Genomic DNA, 19,243 nt, shown 5'->3' with positions numbered 1-19,243 from the left:
AACAGCGGTGAACGTACGGGTACAGTTGGATGCACGGGCGACCTCCCGATGGGGACGTCCGCCGGGCGCGAGCAATCGGTTTCTCTCACGGAGAGGACTGGCTCGCGCAGAGCGTTAAAGGGCGTAATGGCCTGCGCGGCCGAGTAATCCTCCGGGCTCGGATCTGAAGAAGATCCGAGCACTGAAGGAGTCGACCTTGACTTCCCCGTCGATCACCGCCGTACGTGAACAGATCCGCGACGAAGCCCTCACCGACGGCCACGACTTCACCACCTCCGCTTTGGCGGCGCTGTACCTCGGCATCGCCGAAGGTACGCTGCGCAAGTGGCGCATGCGCCGCTACGGACCCCGGTTCCAGAAGGTCGGCGGCGAGATCCGCTATCACTTTGCCGACCTCGACGCCTGGCTGGACGCCCAGTTTATCGACTCGTCCGACAGCGGTGAGTCACGATGAGAGCCGCAAACACGACACGTGGTTGCGTCGGCCTCCTGCGTCTGCTCGGCGTCACGCTGCTTGCAGCGATCATCGTTCCGCTGCTGATGTCGGCGTTCGCGCCGCCGGCGCGCGCCGACGACAAGGACGACCGCAGCAACTATTCGCTCTACACTTTGGCGTCCACAGCGTCGTCCTACTTTAGTGAGAAGAACTCGCCCGAGGGTGGGAGCGGGCTGCACGCGAAGTGGGCTCCGATCGTCGCCAGCCCGGCCGCTGGTGGCGACATGCTCGGCTACGCCGACCCGGAATTCAGCAAGGGCAACGTCGTCGGGTGGCTCTTCGCCGCGGCGACTGGCTCAACCCAGACCATCAGGTACGACACGCTCAAGACCTCGGGTCAGAAGGACGAGCTCTCCTACGCCGGGATGGTCGACTACGCCCATTTCGGAGCGGCCAACGCCGACCTCGGCCTCGACACCATGTCCTCGGGGGTGGGCGGGCAGATCCTCGCCATGATCGGCGGCTCCGTGATGTGGGTTCTGTACCTTCTTGCCCTATCCGTCGGCACGATGTTCTACCTCATCATCCAGCTGCTGAAGGCGCTGAATCCGTTCATGTGGTTCTACCAAGCGGTCGCCGGCGTCGCGGACTCCGAAGGCAACACGAACAGCGCGCACCAGCAGAACCTCGCCGACGGTATGGCCGGCGGCGACGCCGGCGGCGGTGCACTGGCGGGCTTGCAGCACTGGATCGCAAGCTGGTACGGCCTGCTGCAGTCCATCGCCTGGGAGGCGCTGGTCCCGCTTTTCATCGGGTTCCTGATCATCGGCCTGGTGCTCTTCAAGAAGATGGACCGTGGTTCTGCGATCAAGAAGCTCGTCGTGCGCGTCGTATTCATCGGTGTGGGTCTGCCGCTGCTGGGTTCGATGTACACCGGCGTCCTGGACAAGTTCGACGACTCGCTGCTCGGTCAGCATTCCGGGCCCACGCGGGTCGTGCTCTCGACCTACGTCGACTTCCAGGCGTGGATGACGAATGATCGGCTGGCAGTGCCCGAACAGGCGTCGATCTCGTGGGCGGACGGACAGGCGGGTTCTGAGTCCATGATGTCGGTCCGAAACAGCGCACTGGCGATCAATGCCCAGGCTCATCCCAGGTTCAGCGGCATCTCGATCGGCACGAAGACGCGCGACGCGCAGGTGGCGTGGCGCGCAGGCACCGTCGACGTTGGCAACTCCGCGGGAGACGACGTCCAGGCAGTGTTCTCGACGTTCGGCGTCCTGAACAAGTACATCTCAGGCCAGATCACCTCCGCTTCAGACTTCGAATCGGGCATCAAGAGCGCGATCACGGATCTGGACGTCGGCGACCGCGAGAAGAAAGAGTGGTTCGTCGACGACCGCACCTACGGCGACGTAAGGGGGTTCGGCGAGCAGGACGGACCTGCGCCGAGCGAGCACCCCGTCCTCGCCACCGCGGGCACGGAGGGCTTGGCCTCGTCGAGTCCGGGAGGGATCTCGACGACGTTCACGACCCAGGGAACCAAGCAGGGCTGCGGGTTCAGCGTCCTGGACGCTGACGGGAATCTAGCCTCGTGCAACCTGTCGGCGCTGTCGGCGTACAACTATCTGAATACCGGGTTCAGCCCCGACTCGCTGACCATGTACTCTTCGAACAACGTCACCAGCGGCCTGACCCGCGAAGACCACATGGCGGTAAGCCAGGTCGGTACGGGCCCGGCGAAGTTCATGTACTGGCAAAACGCCGCGACGGTCCTCGGCTGCATCGCCCTCCTCGGATTCTGGTACGCGATCGGGATGCTCGCGGGCGCGGTCAAGCGGACCTTCAGCCTCGTGGCGGCGATCCCGTTCGCCACTCTCGGAGCCCTCTCGGCGATCGCGAAGGTGGTGGTCTACTCGGTCGCGCTCATCCTCGAGGTCATCGTCACGCTGTTCATCTACCAGTTCGTGTCGGAGTTCCTGATCTCGATTCCTGACATCATCGCGGGCCCTCTGTCGTCCCTGATGGACCCGAACGGCCTCTTCGGCAGTCCGGCGCTCGGCGGGATCGTCGTGGTGCTCCTGACGATCGTCTCCTCGCTGGTGATCATGGGCGTGACTGTTGCCCTCCTGCGGGTGCGCAAGGTCGTGCTGCAGGCGATGGATGAGGTGTTCACGAAGCTGGTGGACAAGTTCCTCGAGACCAGTACTCCACCCAAGTCGGACAAGGTTGGACCGATGCCGTCGCCGGCGCATGCGTTGGGAACCGGAGCTGGCGCTGCGGCCGGGCACAAGCTCGCCTCGGGCCTCGGCGGGAAGCTTAGCGGCGGGTCGAAGTCGCCGAAGACGGGCGGCAACCCGGGCGGTGGCAAGAACGCGTCGACGAACGCAGGAGGGCTCAACGGTCAGCAGAGCTTCCCTGCTGCAGGCAAGACGCTTGCGATCGGCCCCCGTGGCCACGATCGCAGCCGAGCTGGTGAAGCACCCCCTGGACGTAGCCAGGATGATCGAGCGATTGAGGCCAGCGGTGCCCGCGCACTGCCTGCGGGCTCGAACGGCGGCTCTGAGGGAGCCAAGGGCGGCCCTCTGCAGCTCACCAGCGGCAACGCGGGCAGTTCGCGCTCCGACAAGGAAACTGCTCAGAGCCTGAGAAACAAGGGCGGCTTGACGAATCTCGGCTATAGCACGGGCGACCAGCCGAGGTCCCGTGGACGCGGAGACGGGCAGTCCAACCACAGCGAAAGCGCGCAGTCTGGCACTAATGGCCGGGGCCATTCCTCGCCCTCGGGCAAGACCGGCGGCCAGACCAGCTTCGGCCTTGGCGGGGCGCAGGGCACTTCGGGCATGAAGCAGCTGGGCCAACGCAGCGGCAGTCAGCCCAGCGCCGAACCAGCTGAGCACACAAGCAGCGGCCGCAAGGTGATCACCAGCGGGTCGAACTCTACGCACTTCGGCACCGGCGGTCAGAGCGCTCCGGCATCCTCGGGCCAGGACGGCCCGCAGCCGAAGGGCTCGCGGTTCGTCGCCGGCATTCCTGGCACCGGCGGTGCCACCCGGCTCAGCCAGGGTCACGCCGGGACCCCGGGGCACAGCGCTGCCCCAGGGGCCGGCACGACGCATCCGGTGCCGGGGCACGATCCCGAGATCGCTCAGGCTCCGGCCTCGGACAGGCGTCGGGCCGTCACTGATCCGGCTCAGCAGGGACAGCCCGAGACCGCAGGTCAGCGTCCGCAGCGGGGACAGCGGCGGGAGCAGGTCGACCGCTCGGTCGCGCCGACGCAGCCGGCTCCGAAGTCCGGGCGGGGCACGGCCCCGGCCAAGCCATGGGCCGGGCGGCCTGTGCCGTCTGCCCCAATCAACCACAAGCGCGAACCGAAGGAGTAAGAGATGAAGAACAACACCATCCGTGCCCAGGCCCGGGCAGACTTTCCGACCGGCTGGTGGCGCTCCTGGCGCTGGTGGGGCTCTGCGATCAAGAAGGACGTGACCGCAGCTCTCCTTGTCGTCGCGCCTGTGCTGCTCCCGCACCGCGCCGTTTTCGCCGTTCGTAATCGCCGTGATCCCGAGCAGCTCAGCCGGCTCGACGGCGAGGGCTTCGTCTACGGCTTCGTCGGCGCGCTGGCACTCATCGCGATGCTGGAATGGACGACGTCGGGAAGCAACGAGCTGCTGCCGTTCCGGCTGGGCTTGGGCGGCTTCCTGGCCCTGAACGCCGCAGTCTCTGGGACGGTCGTGGCCGTCCTCATCGCCGCGAGGCTCCGGGGTCGGAAGGAGGCCTTGATCGCGACGCCGACCATGTCGGACGAGTAGACGAGCAGTGAGAAAAAAGCCCACCCCGCCGCGTGGCGGGGTGGGCTTCTCTCGCATGGAAACTAGGAGGATGACTCGGAATCGCCGAACCGGCCGAGCACGAACCCTCGTGCGCGTCCGTCGTTCATCAAGTCTCCGAGGTGCGCCAGCAACACGGCCCGCTGGGTCGTCCGGCGGTCTTCGACGATGTCGTACTCCCGCAAGGCGTTCAGGTCGACGACCCAGCCGTCCTCGCGGGAGACGGCCTCCTCAAGATCGCAGCCGCCGGGCACGGCCATTCCGGTGTAGTCGTGGTCGAATTCGGGCGCGACGTCAAGGCGCAGACTCGGGTCGTCGACATAGAGCGTGTAGCCGCGCAACTGCCGTCCGGCACGGTCAAAGGCCGACAGCAAGGCGCGGTCGGCGCGCGAGATGTTGTCGACGTGGACGGCGGCCACCTCGTCGTCGCTGAGGAAACCGGTGCAGCTGAGCCGCTCGCGGACTCGGGCCCGTGACCGGTGATTGTTCATGAGCCGCTCAGCCTCATGGAAGCCGCGGAACTCGTCACTGGACAGGTCGTCGTGCATTGTGAACTCCGTTCGTGCCGAGGGATGTCGAGGTCGGAGAGGACCCGCCTCGACACCGGGCCCTTCCAAGCCCTCCCCGGGCGGGCTCCGCCCGCCGATAACCGGCGGAGAGCCTCCCGAACGCGCAGGACGTCGACGCGCCTCCAGCCCGAGCTCAGCACATCCCCTTGTAGACGCTCAGTGCTTCGTCCGCGTCCATGGCGGCGAAGTCGTAGTCGCCGAGCTTGAGGGCGTCGCCCGACCTGCTGATGTCGATGGAAGTGGCTCCACTGATCCGGTCGCTTCCGAGGTGCTCGTCGTCGGAGTTCCAGAGGACGTGAGAGCCGTCCCCGGAGATCTGGCCTTCAGCGCTCGGATCGGTCTCGATGACAGCGACGCCCCGCGTCGAGTCGGAGCAGCCGAAGGGGTAGAAGGCGACCGAGTCGCCCTGGACGACGAGCCGTCCCTCGTCGTTGTAGTACTCGCCGCTGGGGCCCGGTCCTCCGGAACAGGCGACCAGACCGGCGGCCAAACCGATCCCGGCGGCCCAACAGGCAATAGCTGTCTTAGACCTGGTACTGGTGTTGCGCATAATGCTCTCCTTCAGTTCGTTTGTGCGTCGACTCCTTCGTGCTTGATGTGCGGCGGCGCGCGTGCAGCCCTGAACATCTGGTCCAGCGCCTGGCGGGGCACCGTCGCAGTCCACAGACTGGACGTTCCCCTCATTTCACCCACCCGGCCCCGCCCAGCTGGACTGAAGCGCCCGAGCACGACCTCACTGGTCGGCTCCAATGTTCAGGTACCTGTAGAGCGTCGCGGGACTGGTCTCGCAAAGTCGCGCGATCTCAGCCATCGTGAACCGGTGTTCGTCATAAAGGGCTTGTGCCTTGGCGATCTGCTTGTCGGTAACCGCGCGCCTGCGACCGCCGACTCGCCCCTGTTCACGGGCGGCGGCGAGACCGGATCGGGTGCGTTCGATGAGGAGCTCCCGCTCCATCTGCGCCACTGGGGCGATGACGGTGAAGATCAACTTCCCCAAAGGCGTCGTGGTGTCGAGATCGAGATTGAGGATCCGGAGACCGACGCCGCGCTCTTGCAGTGCCTCGTCGAGGTTCGCGAGTTCGCCGGTGTGCCGGCCGAGGCGCGAGAGCTCGGTGACAACGAGCCGATCGCCTGGGCGAAGCATCCGCAGGCAGAGGTCGAACTCGGGTCGCTTGGAGTCCTTGCTGCCTGAGGCCTTCTCGGTGAAAATCCGTTCGCAGCCAGCGTCCTGAAGCTCATTGAGCTGGCGGTCCAGAATCTGGTCGCTGCGCGAGACGCGCGCATAGCCGATGTCCATGTCTCTCCACGATCTTTCGGTGGAGAGCTCCGATGTTCGGCGTCTGAGAGCTCAGGGCTCAAAAGTGTCAGTGTTGAACAAGCCCGGGGTCGACGCCTCGTCGACCTTGTCTCTCATGCTATCTAGCGTTTGCGACAAACCACTTCTGAGAGACCGACAGTGTCGGCGTGTCCTGCGTTACGACAGCGGTACAACCCACCGCCGGAGGTGAGTCACAGACGCTCGTTTGTGGACAGCACGTCTTGGCTCATCGACCCCAGCAGCGCGCTGGTCCACCTCACGCAACTACGGATGCCCGCGCAGTTACTGTCGGAGGTCCGGCGTAGGGTTCTCACTATGACGAGCAACGACGACGATTCGGACTTTGGCAGGATGCAGGAGGCGATCCTTCAGAAATAGGAGGACATGAAGAGCTGGTGTCCGTCCAGTGGCGAAAACGTCGGCTCGATAGTCGAGTTCCCGGGCACGGCCGAGTGGTACATCATGTGCCCCATCTGCGGGACCCGATGGGCCGGAGGGAGCACCTTGCTCAACGACCACAACAAGCCGGCTTCCCGGTGAGTTCTCCTTCATCGGCGGGGCGGTCCGGACCGCGTTCAGCGACTTTCGAAGGCCACGAGCATGCTGGCTGGGAGCCCGCAACGCCACTGACGGACGAAGATAAACGAAAGGTCGAACGCATTGAACTCGGACGCACCACAGTCGACTTCAAGCTCCAGCAGCGGTTCGACGACCTCCAGAAAGAACTCGAGGGCGATCTTGTTCCGGTTTGCTCTTGCGGCTGGCGCGGGCTGCCGGAGGACTGGCAGCCTCCCCACTCTCGAAGCCGCAGTGGCGGCCAACAGCAAAACTCGCACGAGCTCAACGTCCGCATGGAGCTGTCCGCCCAGCGGTTGGCCGCGGGCAGGGCAGCTGCTGCGCTGGTTCACGCCGCAGAAGCATGGACCGGCGACGAAGCCGTCGCGCAGTGGCTGCGAGCCCGGGCCGAGCACATCCTGAATGTAGGTCTGTATGACGGCGAAGTCTGGCCGTGACCTAACCACCCAGATGCACTGAAGCGGGAAGGACCGGCAGGAAAGATCAGAAACGTGCGCGCACCAGCGCCTAGCCGTGCCCCGCACGTAGAATTGACCCCGTGGAGAGCAAACGTCGAGAGGTTCACGCTGCTTCCAAGGCTGCTGCCCAAGCCATCGCGGTCCGACCGATCCCGCCGGAGGCGATCCGCTCCGCAGCCGCTGCCGCGGCCGCCATCGCAATCCGTCGCGACCAGGAGCGTAGAACAGCACTCGATGGTGACAAAGCCCGGCATTGATGCGGTCGAGCCGAAAAGGCCGCCCGAGAAGGCCCTAGCCCTGGACGTCCGAACCGTCGGGCTCGGTTGGTACCACCCGGGGTCCCACCGACGATGCTAGGTCGTTCGAATTGTCCCGATCAAGGTTGAGGTGCTTGTCGTCAGAGGCCCCATGCGAATGACTCAAGGACGTTCGTTTGCCGGAGACGCTCCCGCGCGGCCGGCTGCACCGGCTATGCTGAGACGCATCATGATCAGCCCGTTGCCGTCAGGCGCGGGCTGATTTTCTCTTGGCCGGAGATCGGCGGGCACGAGCGTCGAGTCGAACTGCCCCGTCACAGGCGGGCGGCAGATGGATGCTGGGCACCAATGTCAGCCCCGCTAGGGATCGTGGGCTGATGAGCAACAGTTGCGTCGGGTTGTACTGCCGGCCCTACAAAAGTTGCCGCTTGCGGCCCTGTCTAACGCTGCGACCGATAGCGCACGGTTTGAGCGCACCTTCGGTGATCCAAACACGGTCTTCAACAACCGAGACACCCCTGACTACCCATCTCCTAAATTGTCTTTCACTCCGCTTACGGCTGTCAGGTGCGTCATTCCGACGGCCTTCATAGCGTTGCCCAGCCCCTCGTCAAGCGCGCTGGTGTCACCGGTGACCATTCCCGGAAGGAGCCCGCGGGCGTCCGGCGCAAGGAAGGCCGACGCTGAAACGAACCGCCCGCGCAGTTCCCGCGCTCCCGCTTCAAGCAGGTCACCGCCGGTGGCCTTGCCCGGTGCGGCCGAGGCGGCCAGTTTCCCTGCCTCCTGCTCCCCGGGTTTCGCCTGCCGGAGTTTGCCGGTGGCCCGCAGTGTCTGCCCCGGCACAACGTCACCCCACGCGTCCCCGCCCATGACCACCAGACGGGCCCGGGTGCGCACCAGGACGCCTCCGGTGGCCACTTCCCGCGTCCAGACCGGCACCGCCCACCGTGCGTCCATGCCTCCAGGACCGGCGACCGCCCGCGGGTTTCCGGCCACTTCAACCACGGCAACGGCTGACTTGCCGGCCGTAACGGCATCGGCGAGGAGCCCGTCGAAGCGCTGGGTGGCGGATGTAGCCGAATGGGCCGCGGCAGCAGCGGCCAGCATTAGGGAAAGGCCCAGGGCAGCGATGGCACTCCGTCCCCTGGCGTTGTGGGTCGGGTATGCCGGACGGCCGACGACGGCATGAACCTTCAGTCCCTTTGATACCTTGGCGGCCCGGACAAGGATCAGTCCGCCGGCTCCGGCCAGGGCACCGCACAGGGTGGCGAGGCCGAGGGGCGGCAGCCACAATCCGGCAACTGATGCGGCCCATACCAGGGCTGCGGGCAGCACAAGGCGCAGGTCCGTCCGTCGGCGGGGTGCGACCGAGCCGGATCCGGCCCCTTCCTGAGCCACGGCACTGGAGGTTATCCGTTCGCGAAGACGGCCAAGACCCAGTGCCCATGCCCTCCGGAGAAATCCGGAGCGGGAAGATCCCTGGTGCCCTGGTGTTAGTTTGCGGGCCCGCTGAGACGGAGGTGGCTCTGTTGCCTGGACTCTGCCGGTTCGCCGTGGTTCCAGGGGCCATTCCTGCGCCGATATCGGTGGCCCTGACGGCTCGGGCGCCTGCCGTTCCTCGCCGCCGCGGACAGCGGAGTCGATGTACCGGCTCCAGCGACTGCCCGTTCCCGGCCGGCCGCTCCAGCTGGCTGAAGGACCCATCTGCCTGGCACCCCTGGTTTCCCCCTCCGGATCCACTGCCACGGCGGGCGCCCTACACCGTCACCAAGGGAAGGAGAGCCTCAAGCATTTTCGGCCCGACCCCATCCACGGCGTCCAGCTCGTCCACTGTCTTGAAGGGGCCATGTTCCTTGCGCCAGTCCACGATCCGCTGGGCCAGGATGGGACCCACTTTTGGCAGCGTATCCAGCTCCGCAGCGTCAGCGGTGTTGAGGTTGATCTTCCCGCCTGTCCCGGCGCCACCGGCATCCGAGGCCCCGGGTTCGGCGGCCACGGACTCCCCCCGCTGCGGAACGTAGACTTTCTGGCCGTCCTCCACCACGAGGGCAAGGTTGAGGCGGTTGGCATCCGCGTCCCCCGTTGCACCTCCGGCAGCAGCAATAGCGTCACCCACACGGCTGCCCTGCGGGAGGCGGATGACACCGGGCTGGGCGACGGCCCCGGCCACGTGAACCACCACGATCGGCTCGGCGGCTGGGCCGGCCTGCCGCCCAGCGTCCCCGGCAGTTCCTGCGGCACCACCTGATGCGGTGCCGGTGGCCGCAGGTGCACCGGCGGACCCAACACCGCTCAAGGGCACTACCTCCGGGGTGGCTGTGCCTGCCTGCCACCAGAACCAGGCACCCGCCACTACGCCCAGCCCGGCCAGCAGCACGGCAACACGCTGCCCTATCCGCCACCGTACCGAAGACAGGCCACCGGCAACGGCTCCCGAACCAGCGCCGGTTTCATCGGCCACCGCTTCATCCGGACCCCGGTACTCGAAACCGCCGGGGTCGGATCCGTTTTGAAGGAGCCCGGGAGGAGAGTCCCCCAGTGCCGCCTGCAGCCGTTCCCTCGCATGGCGCGCCCGCTGACCTGCTGCTGCAGTATCCCGGCGTGACATGGTTCAACCCTAGGAACCACGTCCAGGCACCGGCACCCGCTGACAGCCCTATGTGGAAACGTGGCTCAAAGGCGTTTACCGATTTTTCGTCTCGTCAACAAACTCCTGCGCAATCTGGAACATCACGCTGAGCGCCTCTTGCTCGGTTACTGCTCCCAGGTTCAACCCCATGTCGAGGGACACCGTTCCGGCAAGGACCCGGAGTCCGACAGCCATGTTGTTCCCGTCGATGGATTCCTTGGTCACGTAGGCCTTCTCCCCTATGTCCGGACCCGGGAGAAGTCGAATGGTGAGCTTCTGAGGCCCGGTAGCTCCGGACACTGTCTGGTCGAACGTCGCGCAGCGCACCATCAGCTCCTGGCTGTAATCGAAGTCGGCTCTGGCGAGGGCGTCCCGGGGAGCGCTTCGCACGTCAAAAAGAATCATGCCGGTTCCGTGATTGCCAATGTTGAATACCTCCCCTTGGGCAAAGCCCATGGAGAGGTCCAACTGCACCTCGTGCTGCCACGACCTATGGAACACGTTGCATTCAGCCGGCTCGGTGGGACCGAGTATGGACGACGGCGATGCAGACGCCGGCGGCTGCTGCATCACCGCGTAAGACTTGCGGGCCATGTCCGTATCGTCGGCTCTTCCGCCATGCGGCTCCAGGACTTTGCTGCTGATCGTCATGAGTTCCTGGTCAGTGAAGACCCTGGGAGACAGTGTGGTGGGCTCTGCCAGGGAAGACGTGCTGGGTGACGATGTCGGGGTGGTATTGCCGGCGGTGGGTGACGCCGTGTCAGGGGGTTGCGCGGACCCGCATGCGGTGAGGAATAACAGCCCTGCGCCCAGCATTCCGGCTCTTCTTAACCAGGCGACGCACGTGGGCTTTTGCACGCAGTTCCTGGTCTCTCGATGCATCTGGATCCCCTCCTTTTTGTGAACCCCTGGAGTTTGTTGGCGCAGCGGACATGCTCTGGCTCAGAAGTCGATGCCCTTGACCAAGGTGACGAACTGTTCCTTGACCTGTTCTTCGGTGCCCGGGGAGATCAGGATCTGTGCGGTGAAGATGGCCATGTTCTGCCCACGGGCGACCATGAGTGACATGACCGTGACCGGCGCATCGCTTCCTGGCCTGAGTGACTTCGGTCCGCCCGGTTCCGACCGGATGATGAGAGTTGCTTTGTCACCAACACCCTCGATGCTTTGGCCATCCGGCGGCAAAGGTCCCGAGAGCGCGGATGCACCTCCCTGATGAAGTTCAACGGAGAACATTAGCGAGTCCGGACCAGGTGTGCCCAACGCGCCAAAGAGGTACCGGCAGTTACCTTCACCAGGGAGGACGTCGGCCTGGGTTGTGGCACCGAATGCCGTCCTGAGAGCGTCGACACTGACCAGGGCGCATACGGGGCTGTTCGAAGAAGTCTGCGGTCCGACAGGTGGCGCAGCCGGTACACGAAGTTCAGTCCCGTTGCCCCACCCGCCCTCAACAACTGCCTGGGCAAGAGAGCGGGCCGCAGCATCCCCGTCCGGACCCGCGATTTCCGGCGCCCTGGGTGGCATGTCGATAATGCGCAGGTCGAGGGCTTCGCTGCCCCGCACTGCTTTGAGCACCGTGTTTGCCGACGCCCCTCCTGGCTCACCGCGGAACCACCCCGTCCACTGGATGCAGGCGAAATCACCGATTCCGGCCACAGCTGCACAGTCAGGAGTCTTCTTTGCTTCAGCGATCTCCGACTCCGACGCGGGCGTACTCAACGTGACGCTAAGTACCCGGCCCTGGCTCGTCTTACTCATGTAGCTGCACACAGATGCCCGGCTCCCGGCCGGTTTACCACCGGGCCCCTGTTGAGCAAGGGAAGGATCGATCCTCGCAGCGATGTCCGGCCTGATCAGGTCGCAGGCCGGGCTGCCCGACCCGCTTGGGGGAGACACGGTTGAGGGAGACTCGGTTGATGTGCTTGATGGATATTGGGCCGGCTCGGATGAGGAAGACCCGGGTTGGTGAGGAGGGCGTGCCCCCTTGCGCGCACCCCCCAAGGAGGAGTGCCAGTGCCGCGGAAAGCATAAGCACTGACCGAGGGACACGCTTCCTGTCGGCACGCCCTGTTTCCCTCGCGCCGTCCAAAAGCTTCCGGCCCCAAAATTGTCCCGGGGCACACGGCCCGCCGCTCAAAACCCGATCCCATACGGGTGCGGGTGGCCCGCCTCCCTGCGAGCACCCTGCCAGGAGAAGTGCCAGGAAAGTGCCAGGGGGCACGGGAAAACGACACGCAGACTGGCAGCACGTTTGGGCTGGGCGGGCATTGTTTCCCCCTTGCCTCTCGGGTGGGCCGCAGCCAACGCTGCGGTCGGCATAATGTGACGATGCTATGGATTCCCTGGGAGTACAGCCAGAGGCCAAGGACCCGCTCACGGCAAGCCTGGCGTCTCCCAGGCAGCAGGGCTTTGTTGCCTCACGACGTCTCCGGTGCAGGCGGCGGAAACGAGGGCGGAACAAACCCATTCAGGACCGCTGTCGGAGCCAAATGGGGAGCCGACCTACTACTCCCACACTGCACGTGACGGGCACAGAAAAGCCCCGGACCGCGGTCCGGGGCTTTTCACGTCTGCTATCGGTCGATAGTGACGCTGAGATCCAAATGGATGTCGGCCGTTGCGAGCCGGTCCTCCAGGAACCGGGCGAGGTCCGCATCGGTCGTCGTGTGCGCGCCCTGTGGGACGGCGCCGCGGAACACGGCCTGCGTACCGGTTGACCTGAGCACATCAAGGGGTGCCCAGTGCAGGTGTCCGGCGCTCAGCCGTTCGACGTCCGTACGGAAAGTGCGGCGGTGGCCGTCACGGGCTGAAGCGCGCATGGTGAAGGGAATGAAAGCTGTGGGCAAGAGGGTCCTTTCGAAGAGGCAACCAGAGGTCGGCGGCCCCACTTAAAGACAAGCCTCCGCCAAGCTTCCTTATTCCCATCCTGCTCCAGGAGTACTTCCAGCCCGGCACATGCCACGGCTTATGTCGGAGAGTGCGTGCCGCCGCCGGGCCCGCTGTCCACCCTGCCCACGATGACCGCGAGGACGCCCAGCCCCGCGTGGGCCGCCAGGACCGCCGGAAGGGAGCTGATCCGGGTCGGAGGACACTCGGGAAGGGCCGCTTCCAACCTGGCTGCCAGGCTCTCCGCCTCTTCAGGGTTGCCGAAGTGATGCACCGCAAGGCACACGGATTGGCCAGGGCGCGCCGTGGCCTCGGCCACCACAATCTCTTCAAGCCGCGCTACTGCCCTGGCAGTTGAACGGACCTTCTCGAGCGGAACGATCCTGCCGCCCTCAACGGCCAGGATGGGTTTGATGGCAAGCACGGTGCCCAGAAGCGATGCCGCGGCACCAATCCGTCCTCCACGCCGCAGCTGTTCCAGGCTGGGCACGTAGAAGTAGACCTTGGTACGAGACGCCTGCGCCACCGCGGCCGCGGCAACGGCAGCCCTGCCGGCACCGGCTGCGGCAGCCTCGACGGCGGCCTGCACCGCCATTCCTTGCGCCATTCCGACAGTCCGGGTATCCACCACGTCCACCGGAATACCCACCCTGGTTGCGGCCAGCCGGGCAGCGTCTGCCGTGCCAGACAGCTCACCGGAGATGTGGACCGAAACGATCCCCTCGAATCCCCGTTTCTGGGCAGCGCGGTACGCCTGTTCGAACTGGCCCGGTGAAGGCCTGGACGTTTTGACCGGGGTCCCTGCGGCGAGGGCCACGGCGATGGTCTCCAGGATGTCGTCTTCGCCTTCACCGTAAATCTCCGAGCCCACCATGACCGGCATGGGCGTTACGGTCAGGATTCCGTCCCGCGGCAATCCGCTGGAATAGTCCGCCGGCAGGGCAGCAGCCGAGTCGGTAACGACGGCGGTGCGCACCACGGCGCTTCCGCCACGCCGGGCGCCCGGGCGGCCCGCGGGACGAAGGCCCGACAACCGGGCGCGGACCCACGGCCAGGCGGCGGCGTTACTCTCGGGCAATGGGCCTCCTGGAGACGGTGTCCGGCTCAGTCGGCACAGGCCGCCGGAGAACCTCCGACGGCCGGTACCTGCTGCGGCTAGGCCGGGACGATGTTGACCAGCTTAGGCGCACGGACGATCACTGTCCGGATGCCGCGGCCGTCAAGGGCGCGCTGGACGTTCTCCGATGCCAGGGCGAGCTCCCGCAGCTGGTCCTCGGAGACCTCCGGGGATACCTCCAGGCGGTCACGGACCTTGCCCTGTACCTGGACAACAGCGGTGACGGTTGCCTGGACCAGCAGGGCGGGATCGTGGGCAGGCCAGCCTGCATTTGCCACCGACGCCGGGTGACCGAGCAGGTTCCACATGTCCTCGGCGGTGTACGGCGCGAACAGGCTGAGGATTACGGCCACAGCCTCGGCGGCTTCGCGGACTGCCGGGTCCCCTGCACCGGCACCGGAGTCGATGGCCTTGCGGGTGGCGTTGACCAGCTCCATCAGCTTGGCCACCACCACGTTGAACTTGTTGGCGTCCAGCAATTCGGCGGCGTCGGCGATGGTGCGGTGCGTGACGGAACGCAGCGCGCGGTCACCGCCGGCGAAGTCAACACCCGCCGCACTGGTGACAGCCTGCGCCAGGCGCCAGGCACGCGCCAGGAACTTGGCGGAACCGGACGGCGAGACGTCAGCCCAGTCCACGTCGTCCTCGGGCGGGGACGCGAACACCATGGTGAGCCGGACCGCGTCCACACCGTACTTGTCCAGCTGCTCGCCGAGGTCAACGCCGTTGCCCAGCGACTTGCTCATGGCTTTGCCGCCGTTGAGCACCTGGCCCTGGTTGAGGAGTGCGCTGAAGGGTTCGTCAGCGTCGATCATGCCCAGGTCGTGGATGACCTTGGTGAAGAAGCGCGCGTACAGCAGGTGGAGGATGGCGTGCTCCACGCCGCCTACATACTGGCCCACCGGCATCCAGTCATTGATCTTCCGCGGATCGAACGGGCCTTCGGTGTAGTGCGGCGAAACGAACCGCAGGAAGTACCAGGAGGAGTCCACGAACGTGTCCATGGTGTCGGTGTCCCGTTTGGCGGGGCCGTGGCAGGTGGGGCATTCCACGTTAACCCACGACTCGGCCGCGGCCAGCGGTGAGGTGCCCTTGGGCGCCAGGTCCTCACCACGGAGGTCCGAGGGCAGGGTGACCGGCAGTTGCTCGTCCGGAACGGGAACTTCTCCGCACGACGGGCAGTGGATGATGGGGATGGGCGTGCCCCAGAAGCGCTGGCGGCTCAGGAGCCAGTCGCGGAGCCTGAAGTTCACGAACTTCTCGCCGGTGCCCTGCCGCTCCAGCATGGCGATGGCAGCGGGAATGGCCTCTGCCTTGGGGAGGCCGTTCAGCTCACCCGAGTTAATCAGGGTGCCCTCCCCCGCCGTGGCGGTACCGGACACTGCCGGGTCCTCTTCGCCGGTGTCCAGGACGGCCCGCACCGGCAGGTCGAAGGCTCGGGCAAAGTCGAGGTCGCGCTGGTCGTGCGCGGGAACGGCCATGATCGCCCCGGTACCGTAGTCCGCCAGGACATAGTCGGCGGCCCAGACAGGCAGCTTCTCCCCGTTCAGGGGGTTGACGGCGTAGCGGCCGGTGAAGACGCCGGTCTTTTCACGCTCGGTGGACTGGCGTTCGATCTCGGACAGCGCCTTGACCCGTTCGCGGTATTCATCCAGGGCTGCGGCGTGCTCGTCGGTGACGAGTTCGACGGCGAGTGGTGCGTCGGCTGCGACCACGAAGAAAGTTGCACCGTACAGGGTGTCGGGCCGGGTGGTGAAGACAGTCACCTCTTTGGCGGCCTTGCCGCCGTCGGCCTCCACCACGAACTTGACGTGGGCACCCTCGGACCGGCCGATCCAGTTCTTCTGCATGGCCAGGACCCGCTCCGGCCAGTGGCCGCGCAACTCATCCATGTCATCCAGCAGGCGGTCGGCGTAATCCGTGATCTTGAAGTACCACTGGTTCAGGGACTTCTTGGTGACCGTGGTGCCGCAGCGCTCGCAGGCGCCGTTGACAACCTGCTCGTTGGCCAGGACCGTCTGGTCCTTGGGGCACCAGTTAACCGGGGAGTTCTTCCGGTAGGCGAGGCCGCGCTCGTAGAAGCGCTTGAACAGCCACTGAGTCCAGCGGTAGTACTCGGGGTCGGAGGTGTGCAGGCGGCGCGACCAGTCGGCGGAAATGGCATACCGCTTGAAGGATGCTGCCTGGGTGTCGATGTTGGCGTAGGTCCACTCGCTGGGATGGGCGTTGCGCTTGATGGCGGCGTTTTCCGCAGGCAGGCCGAAGGAATCCCAGCCGATCGGGTGCAGCACGTCGTAGCCCTGCTGGCGCAGGTAGCGGGCCACCACATCACCCATGGCGAATGCTTCGGCGTGCCCCATGTGCAGGTCACCCGAAGGGTACGGGAACATGTCAAGCACGTAGCGTCGCTCCCGGGACCCGTCGTCCACCGGGGTGAAGACCTTGAGGTCTTCCCACACCTGCGGCCATTTGGCCTCCATGGCGGCGAAACTATAGGTGCCCTCTTCAGGCTCCGCCGACACTGTTGTTGCTGTTCCGGTCTCTGTCTCCGGCTGAACGCCCACTGCTGCCCTCTTCTGTTCTGTTACGGCATCTGTGCTGCCATAACGGCCTGATCCCCCTGCTGCCGGCCCGGCGCATAGCCCCGGACACACAAAAGCCCCTCACCATGGAGGGGCTGCCGCTCAGCTGTCCGGTATTCGGAAGCCGGCGGCTAACTAAGCAGAAGGATCGCACGCATGAATCTACTTTAGCGCACGTCCACACTCCATCAGCGTACGTCGCAAACAAGCGGCTGAGGGAGTGTGACGGTGACGTTGATGGCAGCCGCACCTCGCCCGGGTGTGGTGGGCACCGCGAAGCGGGCGGGGCAGGTGCGGCTGCCATCAACGATGGGTCACACTAGCGAACGTCCTCGTCGACCCAATCCATGGACTTGGTGACGGCCTTCTTCCAGAGCCGCAACTGCCGGTCCTGTTCGGCCTGGTCCATCTGCGGTTCCCATCGCTTGTCCTCGGACCAGTTGGCCGAGCACTCTCCGAGGTCCTTCCAGAAGCCAACAGCAAGGCCAGCCGCGTAAGCGGCGCCCAGTGCGGTGGTTTCAATGACCTTGGGACGAATGACCGGGACGCCGAGGATGTCCGCCTGGAACTGCATGAGCGCATCGTTGGCGACCATGCCGCCGTCGACCTTCAATTCGGTGAGCGGAACGCCGGAGTCCGCGTTGACGGCGTCGAGCACCTCGCGGGTCTGGAATGCGGTGGCCTCCAGGGCGGCGCGGGCGATGTGGTTCTTGTTGACGAACCGGGTCAGGCCCACAATCGCGCCGCGGGCGTCGGAGCGCCAGTACGGAGCAAACAGGCCGGAGAAGGCCGGGACAATGTAGACGCCGCCGTTGTCCTTGACTGAAGCGGCAAGGGTTTCCACCTCGGGGGCGCTGCTGATCATGCCAAGGTTGTCACGCAGCCACTGGACCAGCGAGCCGGTGACGGCGATGGAGCCCTCCAGGGCGTAGTGCGGCTTGGCGTCGCCGAGCTTGTAGCCCACGGTAGTGAGCAGCCCGTTCTTCGAGTGGACGATTTCCTCGCCCGTGTTGAAAATCAGGAAGCAGCCGGTGCCGTACGTGTTCTTGGCTTCGCCCGCGTCGAAGGCGGCCTGGCCGAACGTAGCAGCCTGCTGGTCGCCAAGGATGCCCGCCACCGGCGTCTCGCGGAGCAGCTGCGAGCCGTGGACTTCCCCGTAAACCTCGGAGGAGGACTTGATTTCCGGCATCATGCTCCGCGGAACACCGAAGATGCCGAGGATTTCGTCGTCCCACTGCAGCGTTTCGAGGTCCATGAACAGGGTCCGGGAGGCATTGGTGACGTCGGTGACGTGGACGCCGCCGTCCACGCCGCCGGTCAGGTTCCACAGGACCCAGGCGTCGGTGTTGCCGAACACCAGGTCCCCGGCTTCAGCCTTTTCCCGGGCGCCGTCGACGTTGTCCAGGATCCACTTGATCTTGGTGCCGGAGAAGTACGTGGCCAGCGGCAGGCCTACCTTCTGTTTGAAGCGGTCCGCGCCGCCGTCCCTGGCCAGTTCGTCCACGATGTCCTGGGTGCGGGTGTCCTGCCACACAATCGCGTTGTATACCGGCTTGCCCGTGGTCTTGTCCCACACCACTGCCGTCTCGCGCTGGTTGGTGATGCCGACTGCGGCAATATCGTGCCGCGTCAGGTTCGCCTTGGACAGCGCCGAACCGATGACCTCGCGGGTGTTGTTCCAGATTTCCGTGGCATCGTGTTCCACCCAGCCTGCCTGGGGAAAGATCTGCTCGTGCTCCATTTGTCCGGAGGATACGATGGCGCCGCTGTGGTCAAAGATGATGGCGCGGGTGCTGGTGGTGCCCTGGTCGATGGCGATTACGTACTGGTTCATTGTGACGTCCTTGTCTTGTTGGTTCTTGAGTGGGTCCGGGTCAGGCAGCAGCCGTGACGATGATGGGAACAATGCGGGCCACGAGGCCGCCGAGCGCGCCGCCAATCAGCGGCCCGACCACGGGCACCCAGGAGTAGGCCCAGTCGCTGGACCCTTTCCCGCGGATGGGAAGTACGGCGTGGGCAATGCGGGGACCGAGGTCACGGGCCGGGTTGATGGCGTAGCCGGTGGGGCCGCCAAGGGACACACCAATGCCGACGACGAGCAGCGCCACGGCGAGCGGGCCAAGGCCGGAAGGCGTACCCCCGAAGGTGAGGATTACCAGCACCAGAACGAAAGTGCCGATGACTTCGGTGATGACGTTCCAGGGGGTTGACCGGATTGCGGGGCCCGTGGAGAAGACGCCAAGCTTGCCGGCAGGCTCCGGCTCGTCATCAAAGTGCTGCTTGTAGGCCAGCCAGCAGACCACGGCACCGAGGAATGCGCCCACCATCTCGCCGCCGAAGTAGGTCAGGGTGGAGGCGAAGTCCACGGTAACGCCCGGAGCGTATTCAGCCTTGCCGTTGAGCAGCAGGCCGAGGGTAACCGCAGGGTTCAGGTGCGCACCCGACTTCGCGGCGACGAAGACACCCGCGAAGACGGCGATTCCCCACCCCCATGTGACCATCAGGAAACCGCCGTTGTTGCCTTTTGTCCCCCTCAAAGCCACGTTGGCAACGACGCCGCAACCCAACAGGGTCAGCATGCCCGTACC

17 protein-coding genes are annotated in these 19,243 nt (G+C 65.6%); 5 read left to right on the top strand and 12 right to left on the bottom strand.

What is annotated here, in order from left to right; genetic code table 11:
• The first annotated feature begins 196 nt into the window (after window positions 1–196).
• From J2X98_RS21005 to J2X98_RS20995, 3 genes are read left to right on the top strand one after another with little or no spacing between them, the layout of a single operon-like run.
• Window positions 197–454, top strand: a complete 258-nt coding sequence (locus J2X98_RS21005) for a helix-turn-helix domain-containing protein (RefSeq protein ID WP_307312121.1) — start codon at window positions 197–199, stop codon at window positions 452–454.
• Entirely contained in the window at window positions 451–3,819 is a 3,369-nt protein-coding gene (locus tag J2X98_RS21000) for a hypothetical protein (RefSeq protein WP_307312119.1), read from the top strand. The genes J2X98_RS21005 and J2X98_RS21000 overlap by 4 nt, the downstream gene beginning before the upstream one ends.
• Window positions 3,820–3,822: 3 nt before the next feature.
• Window positions 3,823–4,245, top strand: coding sequence for a hypothetical protein (locus J2X98_RS20995; protein WP_307312116.1), 423 nt, complete (start codon window positions 3,823–3,825; stop codon window positions 4,243–4,245).
• A gap of 62 nt (window positions 4,246–4,307) precedes the next feature.
• Here J2X98_RS20995 and J2X98_RS20990 read toward each other — a convergent pair whose 3' ends face one another.
• The 3 genes from J2X98_RS20990 to J2X98_RS20980 all read right to left on the bottom strand — a co-directional run bounded on the left by J2X98_RS20990 (window position 4,308) and on the right by J2X98_RS20980 (window position 6,129).
• Window positions 4,308–4,811: a hypothetical protein gene (locus J2X98_RS20990; RefSeq protein WP_307312114.1), complete on the bottom strand. Its 504-nt coding sequence runs from the start codon at window positions 4,809–4,811 to the stop codon at window positions 4,308–4,310.
• A 154-nt stretch (window positions 4,812–4,965) separates the two neighbouring features.
• Window positions 4,966–5,382: a hypothetical protein gene (locus tag J2X98_RS20985; protein ID WP_307312111.1), complete on the bottom strand. Its 417-nt coding sequence runs from the start codon at window positions 5,380–5,382 to the stop codon at window positions 4,966–4,968.
• A gap of 183 nt (window positions 5,383–5,565) precedes the next feature.
• Window positions 5,566–6,129: a recombinase family protein gene (locus tag J2X98_RS20980; protein ID WP_307312108.1), complete on the bottom strand. Its 564-nt coding sequence runs from the start codon at window positions 6,127–6,129 to the stop codon at window positions 5,566–5,568.
• Window positions 6,130–6,686: 557 nt separating this feature from the next.
• Here J2X98_RS20980 and J2X98_RS20975 point away from each other — a divergent pair.
• Complete coding sequence (locus J2X98_RS20975) at window positions 6,687–7,163, top strand: hypothetical protein (RefSeq protein WP_307312105.1); 477 nt, start codon at window positions 6,687–6,689, stop codon at window positions 7,161–7,163.
• 101 nt (window positions 7,164–7,264) lie between these two features.
• On the top strand, window positions 7,265–7,441 hold the full coding sequence (locus tag J2X98_RS20970; RefSeq protein WP_307312103.1) for a hypothetical protein: 177 nt from the start codon (window positions 7,265–7,267) through the stop codon (window positions 7,439–7,441).
• 522 nt (window positions 7,442–7,963) lie between these two features.
• Here the strand turns inward: J2X98_RS20970 and J2X98_RS20965 are convergent.
• The 9 genes from J2X98_RS20965 to J2X98_RS20925 form a co-directional block, all read right to left on the bottom strand.
• Window positions 7,964–8,839 (bottom strand): hypothetical protein, encoded by an 876-nt coding sequence (locus J2X98_RS20965; RefSeq protein ID WP_307312099.1) that lies wholly within the window; start codon window positions 8,837–8,839, stop codon window positions 7,964–7,966.
• Window positions 8,840–9,197: 358 nt separating this feature from the next.
• Complete coding sequence (locus tag J2X98_RS20960) at window positions 9,198–10,049, bottom strand: ComEA family DNA-binding protein (RefSeq protein ID WP_307312096.1); 852 nt, start codon at window positions 10,047–10,049, stop codon at window positions 9,198–9,200.
• Window positions 10,050–10,124: 75 nt separating this feature from the next.
• Window positions 10,125–10,721 carry a hypothetical protein gene (locus J2X98_RS20955; protein ID WP_307312094.1) on the bottom strand — a complete coding sequence of 199 codons (597 nt, stop codon included), beginning with the start codon at window positions 10,719–10,721 and terminating at the stop codon, window positions 10,125–10,127.
• 291 nt (window positions 10,722–11,012) lie between these two features.
• Window positions 11,013–11,828 (bottom strand): hypothetical protein, encoded by an 816-nt coding sequence (locus tag J2X98_RS20950; RefSeq protein ID WP_307312092.1) that lies wholly within the window; start codon window positions 11,826–11,828, stop codon window positions 11,013–11,015.
• A gap of 815 nt (window positions 11,829–12,643) precedes the next feature.
• The gene (locus J2X98_RS20945; RefSeq protein WP_141941499.1) at window positions 12,644–12,916 is read right to left on the bottom strand and encodes a hypothetical protein; all 273 of its coding nucleotides are present in this window, start codon (window positions 12,914–12,916) and stop codon (window positions 12,644–12,646) included.
• 119 nt (window positions 12,917–13,035) lie between these two features.
• A complete protein-coding gene (locus J2X98_RS20940; protein WP_307312088.1) occupies window positions 13,036–14,034 on the bottom strand; it encodes a DegV family protein in 999 nt (332 codons plus the stop codon).
• Window positions 14,035–14,111: 77 nt separating this feature from the next.
• Window positions 14,112–16,637, bottom strand: a complete 2,526-nt coding sequence (gene leuS, locus J2X98_RS20935) for a leucine--tRNA ligase (RefSeq protein WP_307312086.1) — start codon at window positions 16,635–16,637, stop codon at window positions 14,112–14,114.
• A 337-nt stretch (window positions 16,638–16,974) separates the two neighbouring features.
• Window positions 16,975–18,489, bottom strand: a complete 1,515-nt coding sequence (glpK, locus tag J2X98_RS20930) for a glycerol kinase GlpK (RefSeq protein WP_307312083.1) — start codon at window positions 18,487–18,489, stop codon at window positions 16,975–16,977.
• A 40-nt stretch (window positions 18,490–18,529) separates the two neighbouring features.
• The coding region (locus J2X98_RS20925) for an MIP/aquaporin family protein (RefSeq protein ID WP_307312080.1) at window positions 18,530–19,243 on the bottom strand (714 nt) is incomplete at its 5' end.

It is taken from the genome of Pseudarthrobacter enclensis (assembly GCF_030811655.1).
Taxonomy (GTDB): Bacteria; Actinomycetota; Actinomycetes; order Actinomycetales; family Micrococcaceae; genus Arthrobacter; species Arthrobacter enclensis_A.
The sequence above is the reverse complement of the archived record's forward strand: the minus strand, read 5'-3'. Positions and strand labels throughout refer to the sequence as shown.